Source organism: Candidatus Amarolinea aalborgensis (genome assembly GCF_900491745.1).
GTDB classification, from domain to species: Bacteria; Chloroflexota; Anaerolineae; order SSC4; family Amarolineaceae; genus Amarolinea; species Amarolinea aalborgensis.
The window spans coordinates 1-15487 of the sequence record NZ_UETR01000031.1; the positions used below are offsets into that span (position 1 = coordinate 1).

Here is a 15487-nt window from a genome sequence, read left to right on the forward strand (position 1 = left end):
GTTGCCACGGCGCGCCGCCTGAATAGTTACTCTGAACCTATTTTCGCAGCCAGGGGATGTATACCGGGGGGGCGTAGACGTTGGGGAAATTGTAGAAGAACGTGTTCCCCGCTTGCACCTGCACACCGACCTGCTGCCCGCCAGCGTAAAGCGGCGGCGGCGCTTCTTCCAACAGGTAGGAGCCAGCGCTGACGTCGGGCAGGGTGTACGTGCCGTCATTACCGCTGATGACGGTTGTCACCAGGCTGTTGGGCGGCCGCTTCAGCCTGATGATCGCGCCGGCCAACGGCGGCTCGCCGGCATCCAGCAGGTTATTGCGATTGAGGTCGTTGAAGACGATGCCGGCCAGGTGCCCGGTTTGCGGCATCGGCGTCGGCGTCACGGTCGGCGTTGGCGTCAGCGTCAGCGTCGGCGACGGCGTGAGGGTCGGCGTCTCTGTCGGCGTATGGGTGGGCGTCGGCGTTGGCGTGCGCGTGGGGGTCGGCGTGTTCGTCGGCGTGGGCGACGGCGTGAAGGTGGCGGGAGGCCCGATGTAGGTTGTGGATTGTTTAGAGACCATCACGAGGTGAATGTGCTCATCGCCGTCGCTGCGGCTGTTCAAGCGGAAGTCCGCGCCGCCGCTCAGGGTGTTGGCCATGCGCGCATCGGGCGCAAGAAAAACCGCTGTCTTCCAGCTGCGGCTGTTGGTCTTGGTGACAATCGCCTGGCTGCTGCCTTCGACCACCGCGTCGCGCAGGCCGCTGTTGGAATCGTACTCCACCTTGAAGGTGTCAGTTCCCAGGTCGGCGTAGGTCACGGCAATGCGGATCGTGCTGTTGCTGGCAAAGTAGTAGCCATCGCTCACCTTGAACCACATGTAGGGATTGCCGCCCGCTTGATCGGTGCGCCGCGCGACCCAACCCTCACGACCGGCTGGTAGATTGCTGTTGTACGGATTGTTATGGCACGGGTAGGGATTGCCGTTGGGGTCATTGGCGCCCCCGCACCAGCCGAGGTACTGGGTGCCAGCCACATTTGTTTCGGCCACTGTGCGGCCGCCGGAGATATTGTCTTCCTGGGTCAGGTAGAAACTGTAGTTACCCACCTGCGGATAATAAGTCTGTTCGCTTGGCGCATAGCAGTAGGTAGTGGGGTTGCGATGTTCGCGCATCGCCACCCACACATTCGGGGTGTTGGCAGCGTTCTTACCCACATAATCCTTCATCCAGGAGAACACCTCCATGTTGGGGATATTGTCGAGACGCACCCCGCTGGTGACGTCACGGCTGTAGAAGAGGTCTTCGTTGAGACGCATCACATCGGCCTTCTTGTCCATGCCGCTGAGCATACCCCAGTACACCTCGGTGTTGTTACAGAGCATGTATTGATAGGTTTCGAAGGCGATGGGCACCGACGTGTGGTTTTGGTAGACGGTGTCGTACATGCCGCAGAAGTTCGTATTGCTGCACGTGGTTGGCCCACGCCACGCCTCGTTGAAGTCAGGCACCAGGCCATTGAGCGAGATGCCAACCCCGCGCGGGACGGCGTAATTGGCTAATTCCCACCGTTCAGCCTCTGTGAAAGTGTAGGGAGCAATCTGGACAAAGAGGCCCTTCACCAGGCTGGAGCCGGTGCGAAAAGCGCCGGCGTAATCGTCAACAATCTCTTTGGTCGTGCTCATCCACAGGCTTTTGGTCAACCCGGCGCTGATGAGGGCGTCAATCTCGCCCTGGTTGCCCCCAGCTTTGTTTTCGCCGTAGGTGCCAAAACCGATGGAAATCCACTCAACGCGCGCATCGTTCTTGTACCGATTGCCGAGAGCCGCAACAAACGCGCCGTAGGGGTTCAAGTAGCTGCGGTACCAGTAACGCGGCACGCGCCACAGCCCATCCGGGCAGCCGCCCGAAGGTGAGATTTCGCATGACGCCGTAATGACCACTGCGTTGGCGTTGCCCTGCCATACCCAGGCCGGCGTACCGTTGATGCCGCCGCAGCAGCGCCCGTTGTAGGTGCTGATACCGATGGCCGCGCGCTTGCCCGTGGCCGCGACCGCAGCCAAATAATCGTCCACCAAAGCCCAGTCGTACACGCCGCTGGCGGGGTTGAGTTCGCCCCAGTCAAAGGTGCGCAGATTGCCAGTCAGCGAATAGCGAACCGGATCCGCATTGCCATCATGACTGATCATGTAGAGCCCTGGATCATTCATCCAGGGCAGCGGGATATCAGGCGCGCTGGCGTCATTTGGCGCGGTTTGTCCAAACACGACGGTCGCCAGCACAATCAGTAAGACAAACGCACACAAGAGCGTTATCAAGATTAGTTGAATTCGTTTCATAGTTCGACCTCGTAGGATGGGGAACGTAAGTCCAGTATACGGTCAGCAACTTAACGCCAGATGAAGATCGGTCACGCAAAGGTGACAAAACTGTCATCCAAGTTGAAAAAGGCCCATGCCTGATTCAACGCCAGATAATCGGGAAAAACCAGCTGCGGATCGGGGGAGGCGCAACCGTATCGGTCGGTGTAGGCGACGGCGTATCGGTCGGTGTTGGCGATGGCGTGGACGTGGGCGATGGCGTTCCCGTTGGTGTGGGCGATGGCGTTTCCGTTGGCGTGGCTGTCGCAGTCGGCGTGGCTGTCGCAGTGGGGGTGCGCGTGGGGGTTGGGGTAGGTGTGCGCGTCGGCGTCATCGTCGGCGTGGGAGTCACGGTCGGCGTGTAGGTGGCGGTGGGCGTGGGGGTGGCAGGCGGACGATAGCGGTAGATGCTGCCGTCGTGGCTGACCAGCCACCCGTGGTCTTCATCGAGCAGTTCGATGTCCCAGAACTCTTGGGCCCCAGCCGGCGCAGCGACGTTATCCCAATCCTGTCCGTTCGCGGTGTAGGCCAGCGCGCCGGTGTAGTGCGGATCGTCGCCTTCACCGCCCACAACCCAGCCTACGCCGTTGGCCAACACGGAGATGCCAAAGAATTTGCGGCCCGACTTGCGCGTTTGCTGGTCCCACGGCGTGGTGCTGCCCGCGGCCGCGGAGTAGTAGACAAGGCCCTGCTGCGAGGTGGCGCCAGACATCCAGCAACGGCTGCTGCTGACGCAGTGGATGGCCGTGTTGTCCGCGCCCGTGGCAAAGAAGAAGCTCCAGCTTTGCCCGCCATCCGAGGATTGATAGAGCTTGGCGCCATTCGCAGCGGCATAGCAGGTTGCGCCGTTGAAGCAGGCAAAATCCCAAATGACCACGCCGCCAGGGCCGCCATCTACATCGTACAGGCGCCAGCTCGCGCCCGCGTTGGTTGAGCGGAAGACCTCGCCCTGCGTGCCGCCCAGGAGAATCGTGTCGGGTGTGACGATGCCAACCGAGTAGAGCCAGCCGCCATAGTTGGGGGTTTGCGACAGGAGCCAGGACGCGCCGCCATCGGTGGTGCGCAGGATATAGCCATATTGCCCGGCCGCCCAGCACGTGTTGGCATCCAGGCAATCAAGGCCGTGCAGCCAGCCGGTGGCCGGGTGCGCTTGTTCCGTCCAGGTGACGCCGCCATTGGTCGTCTTCAAAATGACGCCAAACGCGCCGCCCAGACCTGGATACCAATCCGAACCGCCTACCGCGTAGCCGGTCTGGGCGTCGAGCATCTTGATGCCGCGCAGGGTAGCTTCCGGGTTGGGATGGCTGTACTGCAGCTCCCACGCGCCGGTCATCTCGCGCGGCGCGCCGCGCCCGCGCTGGGCGCGGCCATGATCAAAACTGACCGCCAGGACGATGCCGACCAGGCAGCAGGTAACGATGAGGTTATGTAACTTCAAGGCTTTACTCCGTATATGGGTGTGAGGGGAAGAACAGGCTCCAGTGGGACCGGCAAGAAACCGATCCTATGGCCGCCCCTTGAGGCGCGTACGCCAGTATTCATGCAGCGCAAGGAAGGCCGCGGCGGCTTGATTGCGCCGCGCGCTGTCCTGTACGCCAAAGCGGCCAATGTTCCAGGTGATGATAAGGTCCTTGCGCGCACGGGTGATGCCGACGTAGAACAGGCGCAGCCGCTCCGCCGCGTAATCCAACCGCGCCTGCGCCGAGGCTTCGCCCTCGACGTAGCCGGCCAGATCATCCTGCATGATCGCTTCCATCAACGCCAGGGTTTCGACCTGGGGATTCAGATCATCGCGCACAAACCACGGCTCGGACTGGTAGGCGTCGTGCGGCTGGGCTGCGGGGAAGCTGTAGTTGTTTAGGGCCATCAGGTACACGCGATCCCACTCCAAGCCTTTGGCCGCGTGCATGGTGGCAATGGTCACAATGCCCTTCTTGGGTTCGTAGCCGTTGTCGGCGGCATCGAAGCCCAGGAAGCGGCGCTGGTTACGGGCAATGATTTGCAGCTCGTCCGCTAACTCGGGCAGGCGCACGCCGGCTTTGGTTTCAGCCACGCCGGTCAGCACCACGGCCAGCTTGTGCGTCAAGGCCAGTTCGCTCGGCTCGGTAAATAGTTCGCGCCCCAGGGTCAAAATGAGCTGGTCAATGGGCAGCACACTGGCTTCCAGCCAGCGCTGCACCGCCTGGCGGAAGTTGCGCAGGTCGTCCATGACCATCGGCTGTTCCAGGGCTAATTTGAACGCCGCCAGCCAGTCGCCGCCAGGGCCGGGATAGAGGAAATCTTCCACGTTGGTCAAACGGCTAAGGGCCTTTTGCACCTGTTGGGATTGCGCCAGGCTCAGGGTTGACAGCGGCAGCGGCCCCGCGCTGAACGGGATGGCTGCGGCAGGCAGCGCGTCTCGCAGCGTGTTTTCAGCTTCATCGGTCGGCGCCGCAGCCTCGGCCGGCCCCGCGTCCTCAGCCAATTCTGCTTCAACCTCGCGCCCGCGACCCCACCACACCTGCCGATAAACGTCGGTCAGCCGCAGGCGCTGGTCAGGCTGCGCCAGGAAACGCACCACCAATTCCAGCTTGCCGGCCACGTTGCGCGTCTCCGCGCTGCTGCGCAGCAGTTCTTCGTAGGGTAAGTTAAGCGCCTTCATCTCGGCCGCAAGTTGGAAGCCGCGGCTGTTTTCTGGCACCAACACGGCGGCCGTCCAATCAGGATGATCGGGCAGCCAACGGCGCAGCGAATCGGCCACGGCTTGCAATTCACTGTCCGGCGTATGGCTGCGTTCATCCAGGTAGATGAACGATTCGGTGGGGTTTGGCTGCGGGTCATCGGGCGGCGTCGGTCGGATGGTTTGCTGCAAGAAGGCGTGACGACGCAGCCAGGCTGTCGGATGGGCGGCGTACGTCCAATCCACCAGGTAATTCGCCAGGTCAATGATCGGCCGCGCTGAGCGACCAGAATCGGGCAGATCAAGACGCACCGCGCCCGGTTCGTGCAAGAACTGGCGCAGATGTTCAGGATCTGCGGTCGTGAAGGTGGTGTTGATGGCCTGGTTGGGATCTCCCACCCGCACCCAATGACCGCCGCCCACGCCCTGCGGGCCTTGCTCACTGGTATTGGTCAACAAGCGCAGCATTTTTTCCTGCAGCAGGCTGGAGTCTTGGGCTTCATCTTCGAGCACGTAGGGCCAACGGCGCCGCAGCCGATCCAGGAAATCGGGCGCCAGGCGCAGCGTGAGCAGCGCGAGGCGAATCAGGTCGTCGAAGTCTACCATGTTGCGCATCTGCAGGCCGCGCTGATAGCTTTCGTACACAGCCAGGCCCAGGCGCAGCAGCGCGTGACGCGGGCCGTCCAAATGACCCAGACGATGGCGTAGCTCGGTCGGGGTCAGCTCCAAATCCTTGGCGCGGCGGATTACCACGCTGGCAATGTCACGCGCCAACTCCGGCCATTTTTCGCGGCGGACCATGAATCTCTGCGGCTCGCTGAGCGTTGCTTCGAGAAAATAATCGAGCGCCGTTGGTTCCAGGCTGAGCTGATGCTGCAAGGCTTCATCCAGCACCTGCTGCGCGGCGCGTTCATCGGCAATTTGAAAGTCATCGGCCAGCCCGGCGAGCGCAGGGCGCATGCGGACGATGTCGTTTGCCAGCGCGTGCAGCGTACGCACACGGTAGCCGACATTGGGCAGAAGCCCAAACTCGCTGCGCAAAATACTGGCAATGCGTTGGCGAAAGTTCTCCACGGCCGAATTGGAGAAAGTGACAATGAGCACTTCTGGGGCCTCGAAGGGATTGAGCGCTTCATCCGGTCGTGCGGCCAGATCGCGCACGAGCTGCGCGGCCAGTTGGCTCAGCGTTTGGGTTTTGCCGCTGCCCGGCACCGCGCTGATCCCGAGGCGACCGCCGCGGAACTGCAGCACGCGCGCCTGTGCAGGTCGGGGTGCGAAACGCGGCGGCGAACTGGCGGCGACCACAGGCGTGTCCATCAGACCTTGCCCCCGGATGGCGCGGGATTTTCAAGCTGCCCCAGCACGCGCTGCAGCACTTGCACCAGCAATCCCTGCTGCTCAAAGCCCTGCTCGCCCCACTGGGTGATGCCCAGGTGCACGCGCGTGCGGCAGCGGCGCAGCATCCCCAGAAGCAAGCGGTACAGGTTTTGCTGTTTGGTCGCCATCTCATCGGCGTCGGTCCACACCTGGTCTTCGCCCCAACGCCGGCTGAGCACGTAAGGATGCGTCAGCGGCTGATCGAGGCGCTCCGCCCAGCCAGCGCTGCCGATGTCGAGCCAGAACTGATGCTGCACGGCGTGATTGCGCATCAAGAAGGTGTAAGCGGGCGCCAGGAGGACGGCGTCGTCGTCTTCCTGCCAGCCTTCGACAAAGAGCGCGCCGATCAAACCGCTTTCGACCAGGCCCAGGTAGTCGCGCCCCATGTCCAGCAGCGATGTCTGGCCGACGCCAGTCACAGCCCAGCGGAACTTGCGCGCGGATTCGATCAACTGCGCGGCAATGCGGCCAGCGTCAAAATCGGCATGAAAACGAAAGCCAGGCTGGCTCAGCACCTCGCCAAAGAGGCGGCTGAGGAAATGATCGAGCGCCTGCACCTCGTCCGCCTGGTAGGCCAGCAGCCAGCGGCGCAGTTGCTCATACGCCTGCCCCAGCCGGTAGGTGATGCGCTCCTGCGCCTTGCCCGCGATCAGGTCAAACGAAGTCAAGGTGGGCGGCTCGTCCGCTTTGGTGCGGTAGACAATGCGCGTCAGCAGATGAGCGCGCACCGGATCCAGGCCATCCAGCGCCAGGTAGAACGCCTGCGCCACGTCGGCCGTCAGCGGCGGCGCCAGCCAGCCTGGGTGCGCGAGCGCAGCCAGGGTCAAGAGGCAGCGGGTGGCAGGCTCTGCGCGCAGTTCACGCGAAGGCCGGTGGGAACGTGCGGGGACGCCGCGCTGCGCCAGGCGGTCCATCAGCGAGAAGCGCAGGGAATCGCTGACGAACGGGGCCAGGACCGCAATTTCGTTGGGCGGCGCCTGTTCCACATGCACCAGGTGTGCAATCGTGTCAGCCGTCCAGTCGAGCATTTCGGGATAGAAACGACGCAGAGCCACATCGAACGCAGCGCGGGCCACACCGTCCGCCGTGGGCGTCTCTGCATCGGCGGCCGCGGCGATCTCTGGTCGCCGGCCCGCGCTGACGTGGCGCGTCAGTGCCACCGCCAGCGCCTGCACATCGTTCGAGGACACATGATTGGCGACCAGCGCAACCTGCTGCGCGCACGCGGCCGGCAGCCGTTGCGCCGAGTCCGGGTCCGCGCCCAGAAAAACGCGATAACCAGCGTCCGCGTCGTAGATCAACAGCGCGGATTTCAGGTCGGGCAGCCAGCGCTGCAGCAAATCGTGCGCAACCGGCGTATCCTCTTCCAGGTTATCGGCGATCAGATGGTCATAGCTGCGGAAGAGCTGCGTGCGACACCAGTCATTTGCCAGCAGGGTGCGGCTGAAGACTTCGATTTGCAGAGAGAAATCGAGCAGGTTGTTTTGCAGGCAAAAGGCGCGGAAGTCATTGACCAGTTCTTGCGCCGCCTCGTAGGCCAGCGGTCGGGCCGAATCGTGCTGCCAGGCCTGCTTCAGGCGCCGCGCCACATCGGTGTGGGGAAAGCCCACGAGCGCGGCCTTGTTGAGATTATCGAGCACCTGGCTGATGATGCGCGCCTGGCTGAGGCTGAGCGCGTCCAGGCGACCGCTGTTGACCAGCGGCCGCACCAACCCGGCCATGTAGTATTGCGCTGTTTCGAGGGTAAGAAAGACCGGCTCGCGATCGGGATGGGCAAAGCCAGCTTCGCCCGCAATCAGCGGCCAGTACAACTCGACCTGGTTGCGGGCCAGACCGCCCACGGTCTGTACGGTGACCTGGCTGCCGCTGCGCGCGAGGGCCGGCGCGGCCAGGGCATTCCAGTAAGGCCGGCCCAGGCTGCGCTGCGGCGTCAGCACCAGGATACGCCGCGCGGAGACGCGGCGTTGATTGAGCAGATGGTGCAAACGCGCCACACCCAGGGTCGTTTTGCCCGCGGCCGCCGGGCCGTGAAGGAAAACCTTATTTCCTTCGACGGCCCAGGCGGGTAGATCGGCAAGTTCTGGTTGAGAGGGTAATGATGTCACTTACTTCTGTAACTGCATCGGCATGATGACCTGAGTGTATTCCTCAGGACCGGCGCCCACGGGGCGAATGACGCCCGGCGCAGTGGATCGTGTGACCTCCAGCGCCACCTGCGGCGTGTCAATCGCGGACAGCGCATCAATCAGGTACTTGGCGTTGAAAGCGATTTCGTTGGCGTCGCCTTCGACCAGCGCATCCATCTCGCTGACGTTGTCGCCCAACTCGGCCGACGTTGCGGTGATGGTCAGGGTGCCTGGTTTCAGGCCTTCGCTGGGCGAAAGCTGCACGCGCACGGCATTGGCCGCCTCACGTGCAAAAAGGAACGCCATGCGCACGGTGCGTAGAAAGGCCTGCGTGTCGAGCACCGCGCGCGTTTTGAAACTGCGCGGGATGATAGCGTTGTAGTCTGGGAAAGTCGCGTCTAGCAATTGGCTGACCACGTCCACCTGGTGGTAGCCGCCCTTGCCGTCGCTCTTGCCCCAAATGTGAAACATGATCTGATTGCGTGCGGGTGTAATAGTCACCTCAATCGGGCGCTCGTCGCTGGCATCCGCGGCAATGCGCGCCACTTCGCTGAGCGAACGGGCCGGCACGATGACGGTGTTGCGCGTGCCGCCGATCATGCCCATGCCGCCGCTGCGCCGCGCCAGTCGGTAACCGTCCGTGGCAGCCATCGTCATTCGTTCTTCTTCAAAACGCACTTCGACGCCGGTTAGGGTGGGGCGGCTTTCATCGGTGGAGGCGGCAAAAGCAACCTGCTGGATCATCTGGCGCAGGGTTGCAGGCGGCAGCTCAATCACGGCCGTGTCGCCCCGATCGGCGACCGTAGGGATGGTGGGGAATTCGGCCGCGTCAATGCCCTTGAAATTGGCTTCGTAGCGGGCGCACTTCAAGTTCAGGGTCTGCGTGCGCACAGACAGATCGAGGTCAATCTTCTCGGCGGGCAGTGAGTTGATGAATTCGGACAAGATACGGGTGGGCACGGTGATGGCGCCCTCATCCTCAACCTTGGCCCCAATCCAACAATTGATGCCAATTTCAAGGTTGGTCGCCGCCAGCTTGAGCTGTCCCTGGTCGGTTGCCAGTAAGATGTTGCTCAAGACAGGGAGCGTGCTGCGGGAAGATACCGCGCGTCCGACGATAGAAAGGCCTTTGGCCAGATTTTCTTGCAGGCAAGTAATGCGCACGTGACAGCCTCCTGGGTATGACGAGTGTCGTCCAACGACTCATTGATGGAAGCCAGTATACCATACAACCGGCTTCTGTTCCAATCTCAGCGGCGGTTTACGGCCAGCCTACGGCGGCGCAGCGACGGCGGGTTGTTTTGAAGACAACCTTAAAATTATGAACCAGACAGAAGTAGCGTTTTTGTTGTCAGGTTGTGAAAATCGCAGTTATCTAGCGTTTGGAAAAAAAGACTGTCCTAGATGTTGTGTAGTACAGCTGTTCGGTGGCGTTAACTTGACGTAAAAGGTCAAAATAGGCGGTCTAGGAGCCTCCGCGAAGGGGTTGCACGGGTTTGGCGGGCATGGTAGAATGTTAACGACCGTTAGAGTGGCGCTGGAAGTGTTTAACACATGCGAGTGCATTGCTGCACGTGTTGCCTAACCACTGGGAACCCCGATGTTTTGCACGTATCCCGGCGTGCTGGCACATCGAAGATGAATCCACGTAGCCCATGCCCATACCCGTGTCCGCCTCTGTAACTTGAACGGTCAAGAGCGCCTTGTCAGGCTTGGAGTTTGTCCCCCGCCACCACTGCGGCCACACCCCGGGCTTTGCCGTCTCTGTGTGGCTTGATGACGATGATACCCTGCAGTAAAGACAGGAATGATGGAATAATCATGTCTGGAATTGCCCAAATGACCAGTAGTTTCGCCCCTGCCGTGCATTGGCAGGCTGCTCTGGGTGAACTCAAACTGCAGATGCCGCGCGCGACCTTTGACACGTGGGTCAAAGACACAACCGTGGTCGGCTGTAATCAAGACGAATACACCATTGGGGTTCCCAATGCGTTTGCCAAGGATTGGCTTGAAAACCGACTCGGCGCAACGATGCGGCGCACATTGGCGGCCATTGTCGGCCGCCGGGTTGATCTGCGCTTCGTCGTGCGTAATCGCGAGCCGCTGGAACAACGCAGCGGCGCTGAGTCGCCGCTGCTGCGGGCAGAGCGCGTGCGCGAGGAATCCCCGCGCCAGGAATCGGCCCACAGCAACGGAAACGGGTCAGGCAGCCGCTTGACAACGATGTCCGATGCGGTGTCGTCGCCGCCGCTCAACCCGCGCCACACCTTCGAAGCCTTCATCGTGGGTTCTGGCAACCGGCTGGCGCATGCCGTGTCTCAGTCGGTCGCGGAAAAACCGGGCGAGGCTTATAACCCTCTCTTTCTGTACGGCGATGTCGGTTTGGGCAAGACGCACTTGTTGCAAGCGATTGCGCATGACCTGCAGCGTCGCGGGCTGCGCGTAATCTACGTCTCCTCCGAGGCTTTTACCAACGACTTGATTGGCTCCCTGCGCACCCAAAGCACCGAAGCCTTCCGTGAGAGATACCGCACCTGCGACGCGCTGCTGATTGATGACATCCAATTCATTGCGGACAAAGAACGCACCCAAGAGGAGTTTTTCCACACCTTCAACGCGCTGTATGCGGCCAATCGTCAGCTCGTCCTCTCCAGCGATCGGCCGCCGCGCTCCATTTCGCTGCTGGAAGATCGCCTGCGTTCGCGCTTCGAAGGCGGGCTGACGGCGGACATCAAGGCGCCAGACCTTGAGACGCGCGTCGCGATCCTGCAAGCACGCGCCAACAGCCAGCCGATGCCGGTGCCGGCCGATGTGCTGATGCTCATTGCGCACCGCGTGCAGACCAACATCCGCGAGCTGGAAGGCGCGTTTACGCGCGTCGTGGCGCAGGCGCAGCTGCTGCATCGCCCAATCACGACGGACCTGGCCGAGCGCATTCTGAGCGAGCTGGCGCCCGCGCGCGCCAAACCGACGAGCGAAAGTATCCTGACCTGCGTTTGCGCCTACTACCAAGTCGAGCGCAGCGCGCTGCTCAGCACGTCCCGCGCGCGCAGCATCGTCTGGCCGCGGCATGTCGCGATGTATTTGCTGCGCTCTGAACTTGACCTGTCACTGCCGCAGATTGGCCGCCTGTTGGGCGATCGCGATCACACCACGGTGATGCATGGCGTCGAAAAAGTAACCCAGCACCTGGCCGAAGATGAAACCATACGCAAGCAGCTTGTCGAGGTGCGCGAACAACTCCTGTCCGGAAAATGAGCCGCGCGCGGCGTTTTCACGAAAATAACACGTTTGCTTGTGGATAAGCCCTATCCCAACCTGTGGATAACTACCACGCGCTGTGGATAACTCGACGCCATCCAGACGGCCGCCGACCTGGCGGCCGTCTGCGCGTTCAATCGCCGATACGATAGGTCAAGAAAAGTACAGGGTGGGTGGCCGTGGGCTGCTGGAACAAGGACAAATCGAGATACCCACAAATGCGGAAGCCGGCTTTCAGGTAGACGACAATCGCCGGATTGGAGGCATCGAGTTCGGTGATCAGCCGCTTGACCCCGCGGCGGCGCGCGTAGTCCAGACTAGAGGTCAGCAGACGCGTGCCAATGCCCCAACGCCGCGAAGCAGGCAGGACAAAGACATTGTCGAGTCGCACGGTCTCGCCGGGCAGGTCAACCGCCAGCGTGGCATAGCCCAGGATGGTCTGACCATCCGTGGCGATCAGCAGCACGCTTGCATCCTGGCGCACAATGGCCAGGAAATCGCGCGGCGGCTGTCCATACTTGAGGTTGATCTCCATTGCGGCGATGGCCTCAGCCTCGGTCGCGGCGCGGTAGGTCACGGCGCGCGCGCGTCGCCAATCATGCAGGGCCTTGCGGTGCGTCCAGAAAGAAATCTGGTCATCGGGCGGCAGCTCGTTTGGCGCAAAGTAGCGCGCGTCCAGGGCGTCATCGCCAGCGTGTAATTCCCCGCCGATGGTGTGTGCAGCATAAAGAATCAACACCCCGCGCATCTGTTCGGCGCTGCCAAAGGAGTATACGCCCAACAGGTCGTCGAGCGCCACGTCCAGGCCAGATTCTTCGCGTGTTTCACGGATCGCGGCCTCTTCGGCCGTCTCATCGGCTTCCACGTAGCCGGCCGGCAGCCCCCATGTGTTCGTTCGCGGATCCACGCCGCGCTTGATGAGCACCACGCGCTCACGTTCCTCAACCAGCGTGCCGGCCGCGACCACCGGGTTGACATAGTGAATATAACCGCAGGCCGGGCATACCGGCCGCATGCGGTCGCCAAACTGCGCTTCTTGCAGGGGAGTACCACACTGTGGACAGAACTTGGCTTGCTGCATCGAACGACTCCTGGCCGATTAGCCCGGCTTCACGAAGAAGCCAGAGTCCTATTATCGCCACGCCGGCCGTTCTGTCAACAGCGCGCATCCAGGCGGGTGCATTTCAAACGGGGGCAGGTCGGACTGGGGGAGATTGAAATCCATGCAGCCACTGCCAAGCCCAACCTTCGTGGGCTACGTCCCGACATTGAAGTGCGCCCTCGCCCGGCTACGAAGCAGCGCCCCGTCAACGGGGCTTGATGCCGGACAGTACGCCAGCCCGGTTCACCGGGCGAAGTTCTTTAGCCGGAGGACTTCATCCGCCCGGCGACGACCGCCCGGCGGTGAATCGCGCAGCGCCCCACGGGCGCTGAACGAACATCGCCCGCGGTGTGCGTCTGCGTCGGGACGCCGCGCGATCAATCGCGCTACGCCGCAGCGCCCGTCAACGGGGCTGATGCTGACATCACGCCAGCCGGTTCACCGCCGTTCAGCCGGAGGACTTCATCTCCGGCGACGGGCCCGGTGAACAGCGCCCGTCAACGGGCTGGCTGAACGAACACGCCGCGGTGTTCTGCGTCGTGGACGCCGCCGGCGATCAATCGCCGGTTACGCCAGGCCCGTCAACGGGCTTGATGCCGGACATCGCCAGCCGTCACCGGGCGTTCGTAGCCGGAGGACTCATCTCCGGCGATCCGGCGGCCGCGTCCATCTGAGCCAGACATCCGCCCAGCGACGGCCGCCCGACGGGTGCATTTCAAACGGGGCCGTTCGGCTGAGACCTCGGCGAGCTCGGTCGAGCCGCTAACGGCGAAGCGGGTTGGACGTCGGGCGATTGAAATCGCGGCAACCACTGCCAAGCCCACCCTTCGTGGGCCACGCCCCGAAATTGAAATGCACCCCATCCAGGCGGGCGCATTTACGAGGTACAAGCCCCTCCCGGTCAGGCCCGATAGGGCCTTCGACCTCGTAGCCCGATCCGTTCACGGTCGGGCGGCGTTGGTTGCGCATGCGCTATGCGGCCACCAACGCCGCCGGAGGCCAGACGCCATCCGGCTACGAGGTGCACGCCCCTGCCGGGCGGTCAGGCCCGATAGGGCCTTCGACCTCGTAGCCCGATCCGTTCACGATCGGGCAGCGTTGGTTGGGCGTACGCTGTGCCCTTGTTTGACAAACCGCTAAGATATACTAAAATTCTCTTAGATTTACTGAGGTTTTACGATGCACGACGCAGTCACGACAACCGTAGAACAACCGCATTGGCTGACCTTGAGTGAAGCCGCGAGCCTCCTCGGCGTTCACCCTACCACCTTGCGCTCCTGGGCCGATGCCGGTCAAATTCAGATGTTTCGCACGCCTGGCGGGCATCGCCGCTTTGCCGAAGCGGACATTCGCCGTTTCTTGAACAGCGGGCGTACGCTGATGCCGACGCCGGCGGCAGAAGCCCTTACCAGCAGCATGTTGCAGCATACGCGGGCCGACCTGGCGCAGGAAGCCTCCCATGGCGAGCGCTGGCTTACGACGCCCGACGAGACAGAGCGCCGCCAGCGTCGTGAATCGGGCAAACGCCTGCTGGCGCTGACGATTCAATACCTGGTGCGCGAACGAGGACGGGAGGAAATTGTGACCGAAGGTCGGCAGATCGGCGCGCAGTATGGCGCCACGTCGGCCCAACAGGGTCTTTCACTGGCTGACACCACGCGCGCCTTCTTCTTCTTTCGCGAATCCATGAGCCAGGCCATTCGCGGCGGCCATCCGCCGACGGGTCAGGCGGACGCGGATCTCGCCCGCATCGAGTCGCGCCTCAAGCATTTCATGGACGAAGTCCTGTTTGCCGCCCTGGATGCCTATGAATCCGCACGCCTGACGCCGCCTGGCGGTCGCCCCACATGAATCCATCACCCCATCTTCAGCTTCAGGAGGTCCGTAGCATCTTATGAACTGGCTGTCGCTCATTTCCACCCTGGTCGCCCTCACCTTTGCCGGCTTTGTCCTCTACCGTTACGCCTACCGGGGCGGCGCGCATCTGCTGTTGTGGGGTATTGGCCTGGTTTTATACTCCCTCGGCACCTTTGCCGAGTTTTATCTCTCCCTGCGCTGGAGTCCCACCTGGCTGCATCTGTGGTACATTGGCGGTGCGCTGCTGACAGCCGCCTGGTTGGGGCAAGGCACGGTCTATTTGCTCGTGCGCAAACCGGTCTGGTTGGCGCATGCGCTGATGGCCGTGTTAGCCATTGGCTCCGTCTACGCCGTCTGGCGGACCTTGGCCACCCCGCTGGATGGCCGCGCTTTTTCGGCCGCCGTTGCGGTCAGCGCGCAGTACAAGCAAATCATGCCGCCGGGCGGTGTGCGCCTGCTCACGATTCCCTTCAACATCTACGGCACGCTCGGTCTCGTGGGCGGCGCGATCTATTCGGCCTGGCTTTTCTGGCGTAAGCGCGTGCTGCCCAACCGGGTCATCGGCAATGTGCTGATTGCGATCGGCGGTCTCGCGCCGGCGTTTGGCGGCGTCTTCACACGCCTGGGCCGGCCGGAATTCCTCTACCTCAGCGAGCTGCTCGGCGCGATCGTCATGTTTATCGGCTTTCTCGTCGTCATGACCACGCGACCAGAGGCCAGGCGCAGCCCCATTTCGGGCGCCGGCGGCCGTGCATGGTCGCCTTGATTGC

General features: G+C 62.5%; 9 protein-coding genes. 3 read left to right on the plus strand and 6 right to left on the minus strand.

All coding sequences use genetic code 11. The features are described 5' to 3' along the window. Positions 1-37: 37 nt before the first annotated feature. From ACPQ6D_RS20105 to dnaN, 5 genes are all read right to left on the minus strand, one after another. Positions 38-2314, minus strand: coding sequence for an SdrD B-like domain-containing protein (locus tag ACPQ6D_RS20105; RefSeq protein WP_423226142.1), 2277 nt, complete (start codon positions 2312-2314; stop codon positions 38-40). Positions 2315-2438: 124 nt separating this feature from the next. After that, positions 2439-3773 carry a WD40/YVTN/BNR-like repeat-containing protein gene (locus ACPQ6D_RS20110; protein ID WP_423226143.1) on the minus strand — a complete coding sequence of 445 codons (1335 nt, stop codon included), beginning with the start codon at positions 3771-3773 and terminating at the stop codon, positions 2439-2441. Between the two features lie 66 nt (positions 3774-3839). Then, on the minus strand, positions 3840-6311 hold the full coding sequence (locus ACPQ6D_RS20115) for an ATP-dependent helicase (RefSeq protein WP_423226144.1): 2472 nt from the start codon (positions 6309-6311) through the stop codon (positions 3840-3842). Next, positions 6311-8476: a UvrD-helicase domain-containing protein gene (locus ACPQ6D_RS20120; protein ID WP_423226145.1), complete on the minus strand. Its 2166-nt coding sequence runs from the start codon at positions 8474-8476 to the stop codon at positions 6311-6313. The genes ACPQ6D_RS20115 and ACPQ6D_RS20120 overlap by 1 nt, the downstream gene beginning before the upstream one ends. Beyond that, positions 8477-9661 carry a DNA polymerase III subunit beta gene (gene dnaN, locus ACPQ6D_RS20125; RefSeq protein ID WP_423226146.1) on the minus strand — a complete coding sequence of 395 codons (1185 nt, stop codon included), beginning with the start codon at positions 9659-9661 and terminating at the stop codon, positions 8477-8479. Between the two features lie 657 nt (positions 9662-10318). On the opposite strand from dnaN, the gene dnaA reads away from it, so the two are divergent. Beyond that, positions 10319-11755 carry a chromosomal replication initiator protein DnaA gene (gene dnaA / locus ACPQ6D_RS20130; RefSeq protein WP_423226147.1) on the plus strand — a complete coding sequence of 479 codons (1437 nt, stop codon included), beginning with the start codon at positions 10319-10321 and terminating at the stop codon, positions 11753-11755. A gap of 136 nt (positions 11756-11891) precedes the next feature. Here dnaA and ACPQ6D_RS20135 read toward each other — a convergent pair whose 3' ends face one another. Further along, a complete protein-coding gene (locus tag ACPQ6D_RS20135; protein WP_423226148.1) occupies positions 11892-12839 on the minus strand; it encodes a GNAT family N-acetyltransferase in 948 nt (315 codons plus the stop codon). A gap of 1200 nt (positions 12840-14039) precedes the next feature. On the opposite strand from ACPQ6D_RS20135, the gene ACPQ6D_RS20140 reads away from it, so the two are divergent. Further along, the gene (locus ACPQ6D_RS20140) at positions 14040-14711 is read left to right on the plus strand and encodes a MerR family transcriptional regulator (protein WP_423226149.1); all 672 of its coding nucleotides are present in this window, start codon (positions 14040-14042) and stop codon (positions 14709-14711) included. Positions 14712-14754: 43 nt separating this feature from the next. After that, positions 14755-15483, plus strand: coding sequence for a hypothetical protein (locus tag ACPQ6D_RS20145; protein WP_423226150.1), 729 nt, complete (start codon positions 14755-14757; stop codon positions 15481-15483). Positions 15484-15487 lie beyond the last annotated feature (4 nt).